Origin of the sequence: Roseateles sp. (assembly GCF_047654805.1) — a bacterium.
GTDB lineage: Bacteria > Pseudomonadota > Gammaproteobacteria > Burkholderiales > Burkholderiaceae_C > Pelomonas.
In genome coordinates, this window is record NZ_JASGIV010000001.1 from 4,160,601 (window position 1) to 4,177,853 (window position 17,253).

General features: G+C 67.2%; 17 protein-coding genes. 8 read left to right on the top strand and 9 right to left on the bottom strand.

All coding sequences use genetic code 11. The annotated features are described in order from the left end of the window. Nucleotides 1–4: 4 nt before the first annotated feature. Genes QM732_RS18885 through QM732_RS18900 form a run of 4 tightly spaced genes read left to right on the top strand, consistent with a single transcriptional unit; the run spans nucleotide 5 to nucleotide 5,136 of the window. Nucleotides 5–391, top strand: a complete 387-nt coding sequence (locus tag QM732_RS18885; RefSeq protein ID WP_415657637.1) for a response regulator — start codon at nucleotides 5–7, stop codon at nucleotides 389–391. Further along, complete coding sequence (locus QM732_RS18890) at nucleotides 388–2,844, top strand: ATP-binding protein (RefSeq protein WP_415657638.1); 2,457 nt, start codon at nucleotides 388–390, stop codon at nucleotides 2,842–2,844. Before QM732_RS18885 ends, QM732_RS18890 begins: the two co-directional genes overlap by 4 nt. Before the next feature lie 54 nt (nucleotides 2,845–2,898). Further along, nucleotides 2,899–4,671, top strand: coding sequence for a methyl-accepting chemotaxis protein (locus QM732_RS18895; RefSeq protein WP_415657639.1), 1,773 nt, complete (start codon nucleotides 2,899–2,901; stop codon nucleotides 4,669–4,671). Between the two features lie 51 nt (nucleotides 4,672–4,722). Continuing rightward, nucleotides 4,723–5,136 carry an acyl-CoA thioesterase gene (locus QM732_RS18900; RefSeq protein ID WP_415657640.1) on the top strand — a complete coding sequence of 138 codons (414 nt, stop codon included), beginning with the start codon at nucleotides 4,723–4,725 and terminating at the stop codon, nucleotides 5,134–5,136. Nucleotides 5,137–5,230: 94 nt separating this feature from the next. Here the strand turns inward: QM732_RS18900 and QM732_RS18905 are convergent, their stop codons facing one another. The 9 genes from QM732_RS18905 to QM732_RS18945 form a co-directional block, all read right to left on the bottom strand. Further along, nucleotides 5,231–5,938 carry an SGNH/GDSL hydrolase family protein gene (locus QM732_RS18905; protein WP_415657641.1) on the bottom strand — a complete coding sequence of 236 codons (708 nt, stop codon included), beginning with the start codon at nucleotides 5,936–5,938 and terminating at the stop codon, nucleotides 5,231–5,233. Between the two features lie 85 nt (nucleotides 5,939–6,023). Further along, nucleotides 6,024–6,788, bottom strand: coding sequence for an enoyl-CoA hydratase (locus QM732_RS18910; protein ID WP_415657642.1), 765 nt, complete (start codon nucleotides 6,786–6,788; stop codon nucleotides 6,024–6,026). A 10-nt stretch (nucleotides 6,789–6,798) separates the two neighbouring features. Continuing rightward, on the bottom strand, nucleotides 6,799–7,344 hold the full coding sequence (locus tag QM732_RS18915) for a DUF1569 domain-containing protein (RefSeq protein WP_415657643.1): 546 nt from the start codon (nucleotides 7,342–7,344) through the stop codon (nucleotides 6,799–6,801). A gap of 3 nt (nucleotides 7,345–7,347) precedes the next feature. Next, on the bottom strand, nucleotides 7,348–8,562 hold the full coding sequence (locus QM732_RS18920; protein ID WP_415657644.1) for an acetyl-CoA C-acyltransferase: 1,215 nt from the start codon (nucleotides 8,560–8,562) through the stop codon (nucleotides 7,348–7,350). An 11-nt stretch (nucleotides 8,563–8,573) separates the two neighbouring features. Beyond that, nucleotides 8,574–9,065: a DUF4442 domain-containing protein gene (locus tag QM732_RS18925; RefSeq protein WP_415657645.1), complete on the bottom strand. Its 492-nt coding sequence runs from the start codon at nucleotides 9,063–9,065 to the stop codon at nucleotides 8,574–8,576. A gap of 8 nt (nucleotides 9,066–9,073) precedes the next feature. After that, complete coding sequence (locus QM732_RS18930; protein ID WP_415657646.1) at nucleotides 9,074–11,470, bottom strand: 3-hydroxyacyl-CoA dehydrogenase/enoyl-CoA hydratase family protein; 2,397 nt, start codon at nucleotides 11,468–11,470, stop codon at nucleotides 9,074–9,076. 20 nt (nucleotides 11,471–11,490) lie between these two features. Continuing rightward, on the bottom strand, nucleotides 11,491–11,922 hold the full coding sequence (locus QM732_RS18935; RefSeq protein ID WP_415657647.1) for a DUF2147 domain-containing protein: 432 nt from the start codon (nucleotides 11,920–11,922) through the stop codon (nucleotides 11,491–11,493). A 35-nt stretch (nucleotides 11,923–11,957) separates the two neighbouring features. After that, entirely contained in the window at nucleotides 11,958–13,748 is a 1,791-nt protein-coding gene (locus QM732_RS18940; protein ID WP_415657648.1) for an acyl-CoA dehydrogenase C-terminal domain-containing protein, read from the bottom strand. A gap of 36 nt (nucleotides 13,749–13,784) precedes the next feature. Next, nucleotides 13,785–14,498 (bottom strand): TetR/AcrR family transcriptional regulator, encoded by a 714-nt coding sequence (locus QM732_RS18945; RefSeq protein WP_415659415.1) that lies wholly within the window; start codon nucleotides 14,496–14,498, stop codon nucleotides 13,785–13,787. Between the two features lie 314 nt (nucleotides 14,499–14,812). Between QM732_RS18945 and QM732_RS18950 the strand changes: the two genes are divergently transcribed. The 4 genes from QM732_RS18950 to QM732_RS18965 all read left to right on the top strand — a co-directional run bounded on the left by QM732_RS18950 (nucleotide 14,813) and on the right by QM732_RS18965 (nucleotide 17,251). Continuing rightward, complete coding sequence (locus QM732_RS18950) at nucleotides 14,813–15,370, top strand: HNH endonuclease (RefSeq protein WP_415657649.1); 558 nt, start codon at nucleotides 14,813–14,815, stop codon at nucleotides 15,368–15,370. A gap of 108 nt (nucleotides 15,371–15,478) precedes the next feature. Next, nucleotides 15,479–15,958, top strand: a complete 480-nt coding sequence (locus QM732_RS18955; RefSeq protein WP_415657650.1) for a glycine zipper 2TM domain-containing protein — start codon at nucleotides 15,479–15,481, stop codon at nucleotides 15,956–15,958. Nucleotides 15,959–16,017: 59 nt separating this feature from the next. Beyond that, entirely contained in the window at nucleotides 16,018–16,500 is a 483-nt protein-coding gene (locus QM732_RS18960; RefSeq protein ID WP_415657651.1) for a hypothetical protein, read from the top strand. A 91-nt stretch (nucleotides 16,501–16,591) separates the two neighbouring features. Then, nucleotides 16,592–17,251, top strand: a complete 660-nt coding sequence (locus QM732_RS18965) for a glutathione S-transferase family protein (protein ID WP_415657652.1) — start codon at nucleotides 16,592–16,594, stop codon at nucleotides 17,249–17,251. Nucleotides 17,252–17,253 lie beyond the last annotated feature (2 nt).

Consider the following 17,253-nt stretch of genomic DNA (forward strand, 5'->3'; position numbering starts at 1 on the left):
GACGATGAGCCCAGCCGCAGCTCCCGGCCTGCAAGTGATGGTGGTCGACGACGACACCCTCAACCTGCGCGTCGCCGCGCGGCTGCTGCGCGAGCTGGGCCACCACGGCGTGCTGGTCAACGAGGGCGGCAGGGCCCTGCGCCTGCTGGAGGAGCGGACCTTCGACCTGGTGCTGCTGGACGTCAACATGCCCGGCATGAATGGCCAGGACACGCTGGTAGCGCTGCGCAGGCGCCCCGCAACAGCCCAGCACATGGCGGTGCTGATGGTATCCGGCCACGACGACCCGGGAACACGCGCCCACTTCCTCGCACTGGGCGCCGACGGCTTTCTGACCAAGCCACTGGACAGCGCAGTGCTGGCCGCGGCGCTCGCCCCGTTCACGCGATGAACAGGCGCCGCATCGCCAGGCAGTCCGATATTGAGGCCGAGCTGCGGGCCAGCCGCGCGCAGCTGGCCCGCACCGGCCGGCTCGCGGGCGTGGGTGGCTGGATGCTGGAGCCGCAGCGCGAATGCCTGTTGCTGTCGGATGAATGCCGCCGCATTCTGGGTGCGGCGGCCGGGCCGTCCCTTCCCCTCGCACAGGCTCGCCAGTTCATCCAGGATGAGGACTGGAGGGCGCTGCGCGGCGCCATCGACGCGGCGGCCGCACTGCGGCGCCCCTTCGATTTGCTCGTCCGACAGCGTGCCGACGATGACCAGCCGCGCTGGCTGCGCGTCACTGGCGAGACCGAGACCGTACCGGGGTTGCCGCCGCGCGTCGTCGGCGCGCTGCAGGACGTGACGGCCCTGCTGTTGGCTCAGCGCCGTGCCGAGGAGGGCGAGCACACTCTGCGCTCGGCCATGGAAGCCGTGGACGAGGCATTCGCGCTCTACGGCGCCGATGAGCGGCTGTTGTTCTGCAACGAGCGCTACCGCCGCCTCAGCGGCGCAACCCGCGATGACCGGCTGATCGGCATGAGCTACGAGGCGCTGCTGCGCCAGGCCATGGATCAGGCCGGCTTCTTGCCGGACTCGGGCGACCACGAGTCCTGGGCCACCCGGCAAATCCAGGATTTCCGCGACGGTTTCTCAGATCAGCGCTATCGCTTGAGGGACGGCCGCTGGATACGGGCCGTCAACCGCCTCACCGTCGACGGTCTGCACGTCGTTCTCCGCGTCGACGTCAGCGAGAGCCAACGCCAGATCGAGGCGGCAGGCTCGGCCGCACGCAGCAAGGGTGAGTTCCTGGCCAACATGAGCCACGAAATCCGCACCCCTCTCAACGCAGTACTGGGCATGATGCAGCTACTGGGCCACACCCGACTGGATGCCGAGCAGGCCGGGCTGCTGGCCAAGGCCGACGGTGCAGCACGCCATTTGCTGGACCTGCTCAACAGCATCCTCGACCATGCCAAGGCGGAAGCCGGCAAGCTGACCCTGGACCCGCAGCCCTTCGAGCTCGCACGGCTGCTCGGCGAGCTGCGCACGCTGCTTGCCGCCAACCTCGACGGCAAGCAGCTGGCGCTGACCGTCGAGGCCGACCCGCGCCTGCCGTCTTGGCTGATCGGGGACGCGTTGCGGCTGCAGCAGGTGCTGATCAACCTGGGCGGAAACGCGATCAAGTTCACCGCGCAAGGCCGGGTTGAGCTCCGGCTGCGGCTGCTGGAGGCCACGGCAGGCGCTCTGACGGTGGAGTTCGCGGTCAGCGACACCGGCATCGGCATTGCTCCAGAGCAGCAGGCCGCGGTTTTCGCAGCGTTCAGCCAGGCCGAGGCCTCGACCACGCGCCGCTTCGGCGGCACGGGCCTGGGCCTCGCTATCAGCCACAAACTCGTGCAATTGATGGGCGGCGAGCTGGGTCTGCACAGCGAGCTCGGCCGCGGCAGCCGCTTCTTCTTCACGCTGCGGCTGTCCGCCGCCCGGACACAAGCGCGAACGGCACCACCCGCCTCAGCCGGCGGACCAAGGCTGACGGGGTTGCGCCTGCTGCTGGCCGAGGACAACGCCCTCAACCGCGAGGTCGCGCTCAAGCTGCTGGGTCGCGAAGGTGCGCTGGTGGATTGCGTCCAGGACGGCCTCGAGGTGCTTGCCTCACTGCGACATGCCGACTACGACCTCGTGCTGATGGACATGCAGATGCCCCAGCTCGATGGCCTGCAGGCCACGCGGCGGCTGCGCCAGGATCCGCGCTGGTCCGCCTTGCCGGTGCTGGCGCTGACCGCCAACGCCAGCACCGCCGACCACGCAGCCTGCCTCGCCGCCGGTATGGACGGCCACATCGGCAAGCCCTTTGATCCCGACGCGCTCGCGGCCGCCATCCGGCGGCTATGCGGGCAGGCCGTACTGGATGGCGCCGGCGCGCTTGCACGTCTGGGTGGCGACCGCCGTTTCTACGGCCAGTTGCTGCGCCGGTTTGCCCCTCAAGCCAGGGCACTAGTTGCACGCTTGCGCGGGAGCGGCAGTGACGCCGACGCCGCTCATCAGCTCAAGGGCATGGCCGCCGCCATCGGTGCCCGACGCCTCGCCGCCGCCAGCGCCGAGGCCGAAGCAGGCCGGGAGGGGTGGCACAGGCTGGACGCCGAACTGGAGGCGGTGCTGCAGGCCGCCACCGACTGGCTGCAGGAGCCTGCGCCGGGTCCGGAGTCGCTCGCCGACACCCTGCGCGCGCTGGCAGACAGCTTGGAGCAAGCATCGCTGGACTGCCTGGATCGCTATGACGCGTTTCTGGACAGTTATGGAAACCAGCTTGGCGACGCACTCGCCCCTCTGCGCCGCGCCATGGATGACTTCGACACTCCGACCGCCGCGGCGGCCTGCCGGGCACTATTCACCTCCGTGGCCGCTTCCCATCGGGACCGTTGACGGCTCGGGTCACGTCGCTATGCTGGTTTGCCGCACCCAACTTGCGAGGCCCGCATGCGAAGCAATCTGCCGGTGACCAAGAACAGCTATGCCTTCCCCGCGGACCAGACGCTGATCTCCATCACCGACCTCAAGGGTCGCATCACCTACTGCAACACCAACTTCGTCACCGTCAGCGGCTTCACAAACACCGAGCTGATGGGCCAGCCGCACAACATCGTGCGCCACCCCGACATGCCGGAAGAAGCCTTCCGCGACCTCTGGGCCACCATCGAAGGGGGCTTGCCGTGGACCGCACTGGTGAAGAACCGGCGCAAGAACGGCGACTACTACTGGGTGCGCGCCAACGCCACGCCTGTGCGCGATGGCGATCGCATCGTCGGCTACCTGTCGGTGAGGACCAAGCCCACGGACCAGGAGGTTCGCGACAGCGAGCTGCTCTACGCGAAGATGAACGCCGAGGCTGCCGCCGGCCGGCGCGTGCATGTGCTGCATCGCGGTGAACTGCGCCGCGTCGATCTGGTCGGCCGCTTGCTGCACGCGCTGCGGCCCCAGTTGCGCGGCCAGATCATCTGGCTGACCGCACTGGCTGCCGCGAGCCCTCTGCTGGCGGCCTGGGCCGGTGCGCCGTTGTGGGGTCTGCTGCTGGCCGCGCTGCTCGGTACGGCCGTGGCCAGCGTCGGCCTGCTGGCCTCCGCCGTGTATCCCCTGGGCGACGTCATCGCCATGGCCAACCAGCTGGCCGGCGGCGACCTGACCCGCAACGTCGCCGTGACCGGCCGCGGTGAGATCGGCCGGCTGCAGCTGGCCCTCGCCCAACTCACTGTGTCAGTGCGCACCGTCGTGCGCGACGTACGCCACGAGGTGGCAAACCTGCTGGGCGGCGCGCAGGAGATCGCGTCCGGCAACCAGGACCTGTCAGCCCGCACCGAATCCCAGGCCAGCAGCCTGGAGCAGACGGCGGCGGCGATGGACCAGATCGGCGGCACCGTTCGCCAGACCTCGCAGTTGGCCGGCGAAGGCGCCCAGCTCGCGCGCGACACCGGCTCGGTGGCCCAGCGCAGCCAGGATGCGGTGCATTCCGTTGTCGACACCATGCAGGAGATCGCCGAGTCATCTCGCCGCATCGGTGACATCATCCAGGTCATTGAGGGTGTGGCCTTCCAGACCAACATCCTGGCGCTGAACGCTGCCGTGGAGGCGGCGCGCGCGGGAGAGCAAGGACGTGGCTTCGCCGTCGTGGCCAGCGAGGTGCGCGCACTGGCCCAGCGCACTGCCGGAGCCGCCAAGGAGATCCGTGCACTGATCGAGGAGTCCCGCATCCGCGTGGAAGCGGGTGGCCAGCGCGCTGGCGACGCCAAGCTGCGCATGGACGAGGTGACCGAGGTGGTGGCACGCGTGACCCGCGTGCTGGAGCAGATCGACAGCGCCGCGCGCGAGCAGTCCATCGGTGTCGGCCAGGTGGGCGAGTCGGTGCAGCACCTGGACTCGATCACGCAGCAGAATGCCGCGATGGTGGAGCAGTTGGCGGCCGCCGCCAGCGCGCTGAACAGCCAGGTGGGCCAGGTACACAACGCCATCCGCGTGTTCCGCCTGACCGACAAGGACAAGTCGCTGGCCGAGGTGGACGCCGTGGAATTGCGCAAGCAATCCCGCGACGAGGCATCCCACGTCCCAGCCCCCGCGGCCACCCGCCCGCCGGCGAAGGCCAAGGCCGGACCGCCCGCGACCATTCTCCGCAGGCCGGCCGCGCCACGGTCGGTGGCCGCCCCACCGTCGCCCGTGCAGGCCAGCAACGCGCATGACGATGACTGGCGGAGCTTCTAGGGGACGATCAGCAGGGACAATCCACGCTCGATTGCCCTGCCGTATCCGTCCATGAGCTCTGACGCCTGCCCTCCCTTGCCCTCCAACCCGTCCAGTGGCCAGCGCGAACTGGTGTTGCGCGTCATGCCCATGCCGGCGGACTCAAATGCGAACGGCGACATCTTCGGCGGCTGGATCATGGCCCAGGTGGACATCGCCGGCTCCATCCTGCCGGCGCGCATGTCGCGTGGCCGCGTCGCGACGGTGGCAGTCAACGAGTTCATCTTCAAGCAGCCGGTCTCCATCGGCGACCTGCTGAGCTTCTACGCAACGGTGACTCGCATCGGCCGGACATCCATCACGGTGCACGTGGAGGTGATGGCCGAGCGGGATCCGGAGAACCTGCACATCGTCAAGGTAACCGAGGCCAACCTGACCTACGTGGCCATCGACCGCGAAGGCAAGCCCAGGCCGCTGGCGATCTAGCCTCCGCTGCATCGGGCCGCACGTCCCGGGTACCGGATGCCACTCCGGATATTGCTGCTGCCGGCTGCACGCCTTGCCTGCGGCCTCGCAGGTCTCAGCGCGGCCCGATGCCGCGGTGCGAACAGATGCAATCGGCCAGTGCCTCAGCCCACAGCGCGTAGCCGCGCGGGCCCGGGTGGAAGCCATCTTCGGCCATCAGGCTTGCGGCGTTGCGCTGCATGGCCTCGGGCAGGTAAAGCACGCGGCGCGACGCGTCGCCAGCAACGGACGCCCCGAGCGCCGCGTTGAACTGCGCCGCCTGGCGGCCGAAGAACCAGCGTAGCGGCTGCGGCAGTAGCGGGAACTGCTGCATGGGCGGGGCCGCACAATGCAGGCTCAGGCGCACGCCAGCTCGCTCGACAGCAAGGGCATGGATGCGGTCCAGTGCCGCCAGCGCCCGTGGCGGCGCGACCTGGTCGACGACGTCGTTGACGCCCAGCGAAGTGATCAGCACGTCGGCCGGGGCCACCTCCGCCTTTTCAAACGCAGCCAGCGCCTGTTCGCTGCGATGGCCGCTGCTGGCGATGAGCTGCCAGCCCACTGGCTGGCCAAGTCGGACGGCCAAGGCCTGTGCCAGGCGGCCGGCCAGCGCATCGTCCTGATGCAACGCACCGACGCCGGCAGCGGACGAATCACCCACGATCAGGAGGCGCAGCGCCGACCCATCGGCTGCACGCGGCCCGGCCGCCTCGGGCAGGCGCAGCGCGGTCGCACGCACCTGGCGCCCCTGCATGATCAGCAGAGGCCCCAGCACGATCTTCACCAGCTGAACGCCGAGCCGCCTCAAGTTCCCCGACCTTCTCGGGGGGCGGGCCGGAGGGGATCAAAACCCGGGGGCCTCATGGATTTCAAGAAAACTTGGAGAAATCCGGCGCACGTTTCTGGAAGAAGGCCTGGAAGGCTTCCATCGCCTCGGGGCTTCGCAGGCGCGCGCCGAAGATGCCGGCCTCGCGTGTGATGGCGGCTTTGACGGCATCACGCTGCGCTTCGCGGATCAGCTTCTTGCTGTCGCGCACGGCGCCGGGCGCCAGATGGTTGAAGCGCTCGGCAATGCGGCGCGCATGGTTCAGCACCTCGCTACCTGGAAGCACGCGATTGGCGATGCCGCACTCCACCGCCTGCTCGCCGGTGAAGGGGTCACCCAGCAGCAGCTTCTCGGCTGCACGGCGGTTGCCCATCAGCTGTGGCAGCACGACGCTGGACGCGAACTCGGGCACCAGTCCCAGCGCCACGAAGGGCATGGCCAGGCGCGCATCGTCGGCGACGAAGACGAAATCACAGTGCAGCAGCATCGTCGTGCCGATCCCGATGGCAGCACCCGTGACGGCCGCGACGACGGGCTTGCCGCAGTCCACCAGCGCATGCATGAACTGGAAGGTGGGCGCGTCCTCGCCGCGCGTTGGGCCGGCCATGAAGTCTTCGAGGTCATTGCCCGACGTGAAGATGCCGGGTTGGCCGGTGATCAGCACAGCCCGCACGGCCGGGTCGGCATCCGCCGCGCGCAGCGCGTCGGCCATAGCCTGGTACATGGCCTGGGTGATGGCGTTCTTCTTCTCTGGGCGGGCGATCTCGATAGTCGCGACGCCATTGACGGTGTAGCTCTTGATGGTCATGGCTGGATCCTCAGGCGGTGGCGGTCTTGGCATGGAACTGGGTCCAGTGGTTCGCCAAGTGCATCAAATGGGCTCGCTCGTACTGCGGCTTGGACAGCTCGCCGTAGGCAAAGTGAGGCCGCAGCGTACCGTTGAATTGGGCAAAGGCATCCATCGCCTCCAGCAGCCGGTTCACCGAGTCCCTCAGCGCCTGCGCCCCGTCGAGCGCCGGCGCACCGGGAATGGGCTCTGCGAGGTCATGGCTCATCGCACCACGGGCATTGAAGACGGCGAAGGCCGCCGAGCCGATGCTGGACCGGAACCAGGCGCCCCTGAGCGCCGGAAAGCCCTGCATGGAGAACTCGATGCTCTGGGCCAGGTGCTGCAGCACCTGGCTGAGGTTCCAGGTGCTGCCCTGCACGACCTTGGGCACAAAGAGCAGGTCCAGCACGGCCTGCTGGGCCTGCTTCCAGCTCGCGAAGGTCTCCAGCCGGCCGGTGCAGCCGGCCAGCTGAGTTGCAACGACCGGCGCCGCGAGCAACACCGTCGTGGTCTTGAGCGCGCGGCGGCGGTCCATGGCTTACAGGCGCTCGAAGATGCCTGCTGCGCCTTGGCCTGCGCCCACGCACATGGTCACCATGCCGTACTTGCCACCAGTGCGGCGCAGACCGTGGATGACCGAGGCCGCGCGGATGGCGCCGGTTGCGCCCAGCGGATGACCCAGCGCAATGGCGCCGCCGTTCGGATTGACCTTGGCGCGGTCCAGCTCGATGCCCTTGCTGTCCAGGTCGTTCAGCACGGCCAGGGACTGCGCGGCGAAGGCTTCGTTCAGCTCCACCCAGTCCAAGTCCTTGGCCGAGATGCCGGCCATCTTCAAAGCGGCCGGGATGGCCTCGATGGGGCCGATGCCCATGATTTCGGGCGGTACGCCCTTGACGGCGAAGGACACGAAACGGGCCAGCGGCGTCAGGTTGTAGCGCTTGAGCGCGGCCTCGCTGACGATGATGAGGCCACCCGAGCCGTCGGAAGTCTGCGAGCTGTTGCCGGCGGTGACGCTGCCCTTGGCGGCGAACACGGGCTTCAGCTTGGCCAGGCCTTCCAGGGACGTGTCGGGACGGGCGCCTTCGTCAAGCTTGACGGTACGGGTCTTGGTGTTGATCGTGCCGTCAGCCAGGTTGGGCGTACGCTCGACGACGTCGAACGGCGTCATCTCGGCATCGAAGTAGCCGGCTTGCATGGCGGCGATGGCGCGTTGGTGCGACTGCAGCGAGAACGCATCCTGCGCCTCCCGGCTGATCTTCCATTGCGCGGCGACCTTCTCGGCCGTCAGACCCATGCCGTACGCGATGCCGATGTTCTCATCCTTCTCGAAGATCAGCGGCGACAGGCTGGGCTTGTTGCCTCCCATCGGGATCATGGACATCGATTCGACGCCACCAGCGAACATCACGTCGGCCTCACCGACGCGGATGCGGTCCGCGGCCATCTGCACCGCCGTGATGCCGGACGCACAGTAGCGGTTGATCGTCACGCCGCCCACCGTGGGGCCGAAGCCGGCCAGCACGGATGCGACGCGGGCGATGTTCATTCCCTGCTCGGCCTCGGGGAAAGAGCAGCCGACGATGGCGTCCTCGATGGCTTTGGCCTCGAGGCCGGGGGCCTGCGCGAGAGCCGCCTGCATGACCTTGACGAGCATTTCGTCGGGGCGAGTGTTCTTGAAATAGCCACGCCCGCTCTTGCCGATGGGCAGACGGGTGGCGGCGACGATGTAGGCGTCCTGGACTTGCTTGCTCATGATCTTTCCTTTCAAGCCTGGGGCTTTTCCTTGGGCACCCAGGCCCAGACAAATTCACACTCGATCGGCTCGATGCCGGCTTCGTCGGTCACGATCACGGCGACTTGAACCTCGCCCTTGGTCTCGCTCGCCATCGTGGCGCGCTGGGCCTCGGTGAGATGCGCGGTGGCGACGAGGCCGCCAGTTGCTCGCTTCTTGAAGTTCACCCGCAGCGACTTGCAAAGCGGCAGGCAGTCATCACGCACATTCATGCCGACGACCATGCCAGTGGCGGTCTCGGCGAGCAGCGACATCGCGGCCGCATGCACGCCCTTGATGTGGTTCTGCACTCGGCGCTGGTTCGCAACCCGGATCTCGCTGCGCTCGGAGGTGAGCATGACGAAGTCCAGCGCCGCCGTGCCTGTGAACGGCACGGCGCGGCGCAGCGCGAAGTTGCGCGCGGCGCCGCGCAGCGGGGCGGGCAGACCGTCCAGCTTGGCGAGCGTGCGTTGAAGCCGGTTCATGCCCGTGCTCAGTTGCGCACCGGCTTACCGGTCTGCAACATCCCCATGATGCGTTCCTGCGTCTTGGGGTTGTCCAGCAGCGCGCAGAAGTGCTTGCGCTCCAGTGCCATCAGGTACTCCTCGGTGACAAGGGAACCTGCTTCGACCTCGCCACCGCAGACCACGTCGGCGATCGCCGAGGCAAGGTGGTAGTCATGTGCGCTGACGAAGCCGCCATCGCGCATGTTGGCGACCTGTCCCTTGATCGTCGCGATGCCGCTGCGGCCTGCGACCGGGAACATGGCCTTGTGCGGCGGGCGGTAGCCGGCCTCGGCCATACCCAGCGCGGTAGCGGTGGCCACGTGCAGCAGCTCATCCTTGTGCGGCACGATGACGTCGCTGTCGAGCAAGAAGCCGTTCCTCTTGGCTTCGTGCGCCGAGGTCGCGACCTTGGCCGTGGCCGCGGTCAGGAAGCCATCCTTCAGGAAGGCCAGGATGTCCGCGCCGGCATTGCCGGCGTTCGCCATCTCGGCGGCGCGGCGAGCGATATAGGTCAGCCCACCGCCGCCGGGCACCAGGCCTACGCCCACTTCGACCAGGCCCACGTAGCTCTCGACATGGGCCACACGGCGCGCGCAGTAGACGGCCAGTTCGGCGCCACCACCCAGCGCCAGGCCGCGCATCGCGGCGACGACCGGCACGGACGCATAGCGCATGCGCAGCATCATGTCCTGCAGCTTCTTCTCTTCCGGCGCGATGCCCTTGCTGCCCATCTTCATGAAGACGGGCATCAGGCTTTCCAGGTTCGCGCCGGCCGAGAACACGTCGTCCGGACTCCAGATGACCATGCCCTTGTAGTCCGCCTCGGCGATCTCGACGGCCTTCAGCAGGCCCTCGGTGACGGCCGGGCTGATCAGGTGCAGCTTGGCGGTGATGGAGGCGATGACAACCTTGCCGTCCAGTGTCCAGACGCGCACCTCGTCGTTCTTGAACAGCTCGGTACCCGACTTCAGCGGGTCGGCGGCACCAGTGCCCAGCAGGCTTTCGCGGAAGGCCTGTCGGGCATAGACCGGCAGCTCGCTACGCGGTTTGAACTTGGCCTCCAGAGCACTCCACGATCCCTGTGGCGTGTGCACGCCACCAGCCTCGGCCACGGGGCCTTCCGTCACCCAGGCGGGCAGCGGAGCGCTGGACAGCGCCTTGCCGTCGGCGATGTCAGCGGAGATCCATTCAGCCACCTGCTTCCAGCCGGCGGCCTGCCAGAGCTCGAACGGGCCTTGGCTGCTGCCGAAGCCCCAGCGCATCGCGAAGTCGATCTCGCGCGCGGTGTCGGCCACCGTGTCCAGATGCACTGCAGCGTAATGGAAGCTGTCACGCAGGATGGCCCACAGGAACTGCGCCTGCGGGTTGGTGGATTCGCGCAGCAGCTTCAGGCGGTCTGCTGGCTGCTTCTTCAGCATGCGCGCGACGATCTCGTCGGCCTTCTTGCCCCCGGCCACGTACTCACCCGTCGCGAAATCCAGGCGCAGGATGTCCTTGCCGATCTTCTTGTAGAAGCCGGCGCCGGTCTTCTGCCCCAACGCACCCTTCTCGATCAGGCCTGCCAGCACCTTGGGCGTAGCGTAGGTCGAATAGAACGGATCGTCCTTCAGGTTGTCCTGCATCGTCTTGACGACGTGGGCCATGGTGTCCAGCCCCACCACGTCGGCGGTGCGGAAGGTGCCCGACGACGCTCGTCCCAGCTTCTTGCCGGTCAGGTCGTCGACGACATCCACCGTCAGACCGAACTTTTCGGCCTCGATCATCGTGGCCATCATGCCGGCGATGCCGACGCGATTGGCAACGAAGTTGGGCGTGTCGTGAGCACGCACGACGCTCTTGCCCAACGAGGTGGTCACGAAGGCCTCCAGCTGGTCAAGGATCTCGGGCTGCGTGGTCGGCGTGTTAATCAGCTCCACCAGCGCCATGTAGCGCGGCGGGTTGAAGAAGTGGATGCCGCAGAAGCGCGGCTTGATCTCCTCGGGCAGCACCTCGGAGAGCTTGGTGATGGAAAGCCCCGAAGTGTTGGACGCCACGATCGCATGCGGAGCCACGAAAGGCGCGATCTTGGTATATAGGTCCAGCTTCCAGTCCATGCGCTCGGCGATGGCTTCGATGATGAGGTCGCAGCCCTTGAGCAGCTCCAGATGCTCCTCGTAGTTGGCCTGCTGGATTAGCGCGGCTTCGGAGGCATCGCCCAACGGCGCGGGCTTGAGCTTCTTCAGGTTCTCCACGGCCTTGATCACGATGCCGTTCTTGGGGCCGTCCTTCGAGGGCAGGTCGAACAGCACGACCGGCACCTTGCAGTTGACCAGGTGGGCCGCGATCTGCGCGCCCATCACGCCTGCGCCGAGCACGGCGACCTGGCGGACTTGGAATCGACTCATCTCTTACTCCTTGGGTTCAGTTACTCGACGCGCACCCAGGTCTGGGTGCGGCCGAACAGCGGGGCGCCGATGTAGCCGCGCACTTCGAGGCGCTTGCCGCCGTCGACCGGCTTCAATCGGGTCTTGTAGGTCTTGCCATTGTTGGGATCGAGGATCTCGCCACCGCCCCACACGCCATCACCTTCGGCTTTGACGCCGCGAATGATCTGCAGGCCCAGAACTGGCTTGTCCTTGCGGTCGTCGGTGCACTTGTCGCACTTGGAATCGACCGCTGCCTTGGGGTCCAGCAGCTTGTCGATGCTGCCGACCAGCACACCGCCCTGCTCGCCGATGCGAACCAGTGACTTCTCGGTCTTGCCGTCGTCATCGATGGTCTTCCACAGGCCGACCGGCGTGGTCTGGGCGAAAGCGAGGATCGGTGCCAGCAGGCAGGCTGCGAACAGGGTCTTCATGGGCTTGTCTCCTTGTTATTGCTGAATACGCCGCGTCAGAACAGCGCTTCGTCCATTTCCATCAGCGGGGCCAGGCCCGCCCGGCAGGTGCGGATCAGCGTCGCTGTCTCAGGCAGCAGCTTGGCGAAGTAGAAGCGCGCCGTCGCCAGCTTGGCGGTGTAGAACGGGTCGCCGCTGTCCTTTTTCGCCAGCGCGATCTTGGCAGCCTGGGCAAAGAAGTAGGCGAAGGTCATGTGCCCCACCACACGTAGATAGTCCACGGCGGCGGCGCCCACCTCGTCAGGGTTGCCAAAGGCCTTCATGCCGATTTCCTGCGTCAGCTTGTTGACCTTGTCGCCCAGATCGGCCAGCGGATTCACGAACTCCTGCATGGCCTCGTTGGTGCCCTCTTCTTCGATGAAGGCGGCGATCTTCTTGCCGAACTTCTTCAGCGTGGCTCCGTTGTTAGCGAGCACCTTGCGGCCCAGCAGGTCCAGCGACTGGATGGTGTTGGTGCCCTCGTAGATCATGTTGATGCGGGCGTCGCGCACGTACTGCTCCATCCCCCATTCGTGGATGAAGCCATGGCCGCCGTAGACCTGCATGCAATGCGACGTGGCCAGCCAGCCGTTGTCGGTGATGAAGGCCTTGATGATGGGCGTCAGCAGTGCAACTTCGGCGTCGGCTTCCTTGCGCTCGTCCTCGTCGTCACTCTTCAGCGCCTTGTCCAGCTGCAGCACGGTGTAGCCCTGCAGCATGCGGCCGCCTTCGGCGAAGGCGCGTGCGGTCAGCAGCATCTTGCGCACGTCGGGGTGGACGATGATGGGATCAGCCGGCTTGTCCGGCGCTTTGGGGCCGGACAGGGCGCGCATCTGGATGCGGTCCTTGGCGTAGGTCACGGCGTTCTGGTAGGCCACCTCGGTCAGACCCAGCGACTGGTTGCCCACGCCCAGCCGGGCCGCGTTCATCATGACGAACATCGCGGCCAGGCCCTTGTTGGGCTGGCCCACCAGCGTACCGGTGGCGCCTTCCAGCACGATCTGCGCGGTGGCGTTGCCGTGGATACCCATCTTGTGCTCCAGGCCGGCGCAGAAGATCCCGTTGCGCGAGCCCAAGCTGCCGTCGGCGTTCACGTTGAACTTCGGCACCACGAACAGCGAGATGCCCTTGGAGCCCGCCGGCGCATCTGGCAGGCGCGCCAGCACCAGGTGGATGATGTTCTCGGCCATGTCGTGCTCACCGGCCGAGATGAAGATCTTGGCGCCGGTAATCTTGTAGGTGCCGTCGGCCTGTGGTTCGGCCTTGGTGCGCAACAGGCCCAGGTCCGTGCCGCAGTGTGGCTCGGTCAGGCACATGGTGCCGGTCCACTCACCGCTGGTCAGCTTGGGCAGATAGGTCGCTTTCTGCTCGGCCGTGCCGTGCGCGTGCAACGCCTCGTAGGCGCCGTGGCTCAGCCCGGGGTACATGGTCCAGGCCTGGTTGGCCGAGTTCAGCATTTCGTAGAAGAACTGGTTCACCAGCAACGGCAGGCCCTGGCCGCCGTACTCGGTGTCGCATGACAGCGCCGCCCAACCGGCCTCAACGTACTGTTGGTACGCCTCCTTGAAGCCCTTGGGGGTGGTCACGGCGTGCGTGGCCTTGTCAAGCGTGCAACCCTCGGCGTCGCCACTCAGGTTGATCGGGAAAATCACCTCGGCGGCGAACTTGCCGCCCTCCTCAAGCACCGCGTTGATCGTGTCGGCATCGATGTCGGCATGCGCCGGCAGCATCTTCAGCTCGTCGACGACGTTCAGCAGCTCGTGCATGACGAACTGCATGTCACGCATGGGCGGTTGGTACTGGGGCATCGGTTACTCCTGGGCTACGGGTGGGTGGTGAATCGGTCAGCGCCTGGCGGCGCCGTTCTTGGAAGCAGACCGGCTGCGGTCGATCTCCAGGCCCAGCGGGGTCGCGTAGAACTGGATGGTCCGCTCGAAGCCGTTGCCGGCGCGTGACAGCGCGCCGGGGATGCGCATGAAGCGCGCGTCGTGATGCAGGGACAGGATCAGGCCATGCAGCTCGAAGACGATCTGGTCGACGTCGGCATCGGCCTTCAGGTGGCCTTCGTCGCGGGCCAGCACGATGGCCTTATGCAGCGCCGCATGCCACGCCTTGACCATCCCTACCAGCGCGTCGCGCACGGGACCGGGTCGATCATCGAATTCGACGGCGCCGCTGATGTAGATGCAGCCCGAGTCGACCTCGACCGACACGCGCCGCACCCAGCGTTCGAACATCGCGCGCAGCCTGGGCAGGCCGCGCGGCTCACGGATGGCGGTAAAGAAGACTTCTTCTTCGAACTTGGCGTGATATTCGGTGACGACTGCGATCTGGAGCTCCTCGCGCGAGCCGAAGTGCGCGAACACGCCGGACTTGCTCATGCCGGTCACGTCCGCAAGCGCGCCAATGGACAGTCCTTCCAGGCCCATGTGCGAGGCCAGACCCAGGGCCGCCTCGAGGATGGCGGCGCGGGTCTGCTGACCTTTCTGCAGCGAGCGCGCCACACGCACCGGCTTCGCGGCGCGCAGCGTGGCGGCTTTCTTGGCGGGGACGGGCAGGGTCGACACGGAGCTGGAATAAAACGAACGGTCGTTCTATTTTGCAGGTCGCATCCGTGACAAGGCCAGCATCGCCCTGCGATTTACTAGGGTGATGTACCTAATAGTGCCGCCAACCTGGTGAATACCCCCAGCCCTCGCACGTCCTACGCCTCTGGATGTGGGCGCGCCTGGTCGGATCCCGTGGGACCGGCTGGGGCCGACACGACACTGCGCCCGGCCCAAGCCAACCTGGAAGGCGGATCGAGCCGTCATGCATCCGCGCTTGAGCGCTGGCCCGGTTCTCGCTAGGCTCGCGGCAGGAGGTAAGCCCAGTGGATGTGCTCCAGCTCGATGTCTCCGGCCGCCCCCAGGCCTGGATCACGACGCGCGAAGCGGCGGTGATCTACGCCTGTGACGGCGTCGCCTGGACGCTGGGCGATCCCTGCCAGGTGCTGCGTGGCGGACTGCAGCGTGTGACCGGCCGGCAGTCCCGCATCGAGGTGCATTCGATCATCGCCGTGCGCGGCGCCGTGCCCAGCCGGGCCTGGCGCCAGGCGCCGGCGCTGACCAACAGCAAGCTCTTCGTGCGCGACCGCTTCGTCTGCGCCTACTGCGGCCACCGCCGCCTGCCCGAGGACCTGACGCGCGAACACATCCAGCCCACGTCTCGCGGAGGCCAGGACAGCTGGATGAACTGCATCACCGCCTGCCGCCCCTGCAACGGCCGAAAGGGCAACCGCATGCCGGAAGAGGCGCACATGAGCCTGCTCTACCTGCCCTACGTGCCCAGTCTGCACGAGGACATGATCCTGCGCGGCCGTCGCATCCTGGCCGACCAGATGGAGTTCCTGCTCGCCAGCGTTCCCAGAAGCTCGCGTTTGCACGGTTGACAGGCAACGGTAAAGAGTTGTGCCTTCCGGCATCCAGCCGTCAACGGCGAGACAATCCGGCGCGTTGGGCGGCTGTTCTGCCCCTGGAGACCTTGAATGTCCAAGCTCATGACTTCCCTCACCCTGGCCGCGGCCCTGGTGCTCTCTGCATGCTCGACGACCAGTCCCGACGTGGTTCAGCGCGGTGACGCGCAACGCCTGTCGCAGGTCCAGGACGCGACCGTGCTGTCCTCCCGCCCCGTCACCGTGGACGGCTCGCAGAGCGGCGTCGGCGGCGTGGCCGGCGGCGTGACTGGCGCCATCGCCGGCAGCTCGGTGGGCGGCCGCCGCGAAGGCCAAGTGGTCGGCGTCATCGGCGCTGTAGCCGGCGCCGTCATCGGCAACGCCATCGAGCGTTCTGCCACCCGCGAGGAAGCGCTGGAGATCATCGTCCAGCTGCGCAACGGCGAGCGCCGCGCCATCATCCAGGCCAAGGGCAACGAGAGCTTCAACAGCGGCGACCCAGTCGTCCTCGTAACGACTGGCGGCAAGACACGCGTGACCCGCGCTCCGGCCGTCGCTCCGGCTGCGCCCGGCACCAACGGCTGAGGCGGGATGCGCTGGGGGCGGACAATGGCGGGCTTTGCCCCGCCACTTTCCACCTGCCCATGAGCGAGCCCGACGAACCCCTGTATGAAGCGCGCCTGTGGCGCGACAACGGCTGGACCGCCCAGGTCATCAAGAACGAAGACGACGAAGGCTGGGCCGTCGCCATGTTCAAGGCCGGCGAGAGCGAGCCGGCCCTGGTCGGCCCGTGGACCATGGGGCGCGACAAGAAGAACCCCAAGCCCCTGGACGTCAACGCCTTCAACACTCTGGTGAAGACGGCGTCCGAGGTCATCCGCCGCCACGAGCAGCAACTGCATGCCCAGCTCAACAAGGCGCTCTACGTCGCCCGCGACGGCAACTGGCTGAAGATCACACTGGAGATCGTTCCCTCCGAGGACGATCCCTACGCCTGGCTCGCCGCCTTTGACGCAACCGGCAATGCCATCGCCAAAGTCAAGGTGAGCGCCGACTTCCGGTTTACGCAGCCAGCGGCGGAAGCCTGGGTGGACGCCGACTTCGAGCGCCCGGCAGGCCGCGACTGAAAAGTCCTGTACAGCAGGCTGCGCATCTCGTCAATGGCGTCGCGGGGCGCCGGGGCCTACTGTGGCGGCCTCCTCCACGAGCACCGGCCCCATGCCTGCATTCGAGCTCATTAGCAACCACCTCTGCCCCTACACCCAACGAGCCGCCATCCAGCTCGGCGAGAAGGGTGTCGGCTTCGAGCGCGTCTACATCGACCTGGCCGACAAGCCCGCCTGGTTCCCGGCCCTCTCGCCGCTGGGCAAGGTGCCGGTGCTGCGCCACGGCGAGGCTACCGTCTTCGAGTCGTCAGCGATCGTGGAGTACCTCGAAGAGGTGGCGCCCGGTGCGGCGCTGCTGCCAGTTGGATCGCTGGCGCGCGCCCGGCAGCGGGCATGGGCGGAGTTCGCGTCCGCCGCGGTCGCCGACATCTTCGCCTTTTACTCGGCGCCTGATGCCGCCGCCTTCCAGAGCAAGTGCTCGGACCTCGCCGCGCGATTCAGCGTGCTGGAGCACCAGCTCGGCAACGGGCCGTGGTTCGACGGCGGGCACTTCGGGCTCGCCGATGCCGCATTCGCGCCGCTGTTTCGGCTGTTCGACAGCTTCGACCAGATCGGCGACTTCGGCGTATTCAACGGACTGTCCAGGGTGCATGAATACCGCGACCGCCTGGCGGCCCGAGCCAGTGTGCAGCAGGCCGTCGTGGCCGACTACGGCCCGCGCTTTCATGCCTACCTGGCCGCGCGCGGCTCGCATCTGTCCCGCCTGATGTAGGC

Excerpts from the sequence above, each read along its gene's own strand:
- QM732_RS18885 (WP_415657637.1), top strand. The coding sequence starts at position 5 with ATGAGCCCAGCCGCAGCTCCCGGCCTGCAAGTGATGGTGGTCGACGAC.
- QM732_RS18890 (WP_415657638.1), top strand. The coding sequence starts at position 388 with ATGAACAGGCGCCGCATCGCCAGGCAGTCCGATATTGAGGCCGAGCTG.
- QM732_RS18895 (WP_415657639.1), top strand. The coding sequence starts at position 2,899 with ATGCGAAGCAATCTGCCGGTGACCAAGAACAGCTATGCCTTCCCCGCG.
- QM732_RS18900 (WP_415657640.1), top strand. The coding sequence starts at position 4,723 with ATGAGCTCTGACGCCTGCCCTCCCTTGCCCTCCAACCCGTCCAGTGGC.
- QM732_RS18910 (WP_415657642.1), bottom strand. The coding sequence starts at position 6,788 with ATGACCATCAAGAGCTACACCGTCAATGGCGTCGCGACTATCGAGATC.
- QM732_RS18915 (WP_415657643.1), bottom strand. The coding sequence starts at position 7,344 with ATGGACCGCCGCCGCGCGCTCAAGACCACGACGGTGTTGCTCGCGGCG.
- QM732_RS18920 (WP_415657644.1), bottom strand. The coding sequence starts at position 8,562 with ATGAGCAAGCAAGTCCAGGACGCCTACATCGTCGCCGCCACCCGTCTG.
- QM732_RS18925 (WP_415657645.1), bottom strand. The coding sequence starts at position 9,065 with ATGAACCGGCTTCAACGCACGCTCGCCAAGCTGGACGGTCTGCCCGCC.
- QM732_RS18930 (WP_415657646.1), bottom strand. The coding sequence starts at position 11,470 with ATGAGTCGATTCCAAGTCCGCCAGGTCGCCGTGCTCGGCGCAGGCGTG.
- QM732_RS18935 (WP_415657647.1), bottom strand. The coding sequence starts at position 11,922 with ATGAAGACCCTGTTCGCAGCCTGCCTGCTGGCACCGATCCTCGCTTTC.
- QM732_RS18940 (WP_415657648.1), bottom strand. The coding sequence starts at position 13,748 with ATGCCCCAGTACCAACCGCCCATGCGTGACATGCAGTTCGTCATGCAC.
- QM732_RS18955 (WP_415657650.1), top strand. The coding sequence starts at position 15,479 with ATGACTTCCCTCACCCTGGCCGCGGCCCTGGTGCTCTCTGCATGCTCG.
- QM732_RS18960 (WP_415657651.1), top strand. The coding sequence starts at position 16,018 with ATGAGCGAGCCCGACGAACCCCTGTATGAAGCGCGCCTGTGGCGCGAC.
- QM732_RS18965 (WP_415657652.1), top strand. The coding sequence starts at position 16,592 with ATGCCTGCATTCGAGCTCATTAGCAACCACCTCTGCCCCTACACCCAA.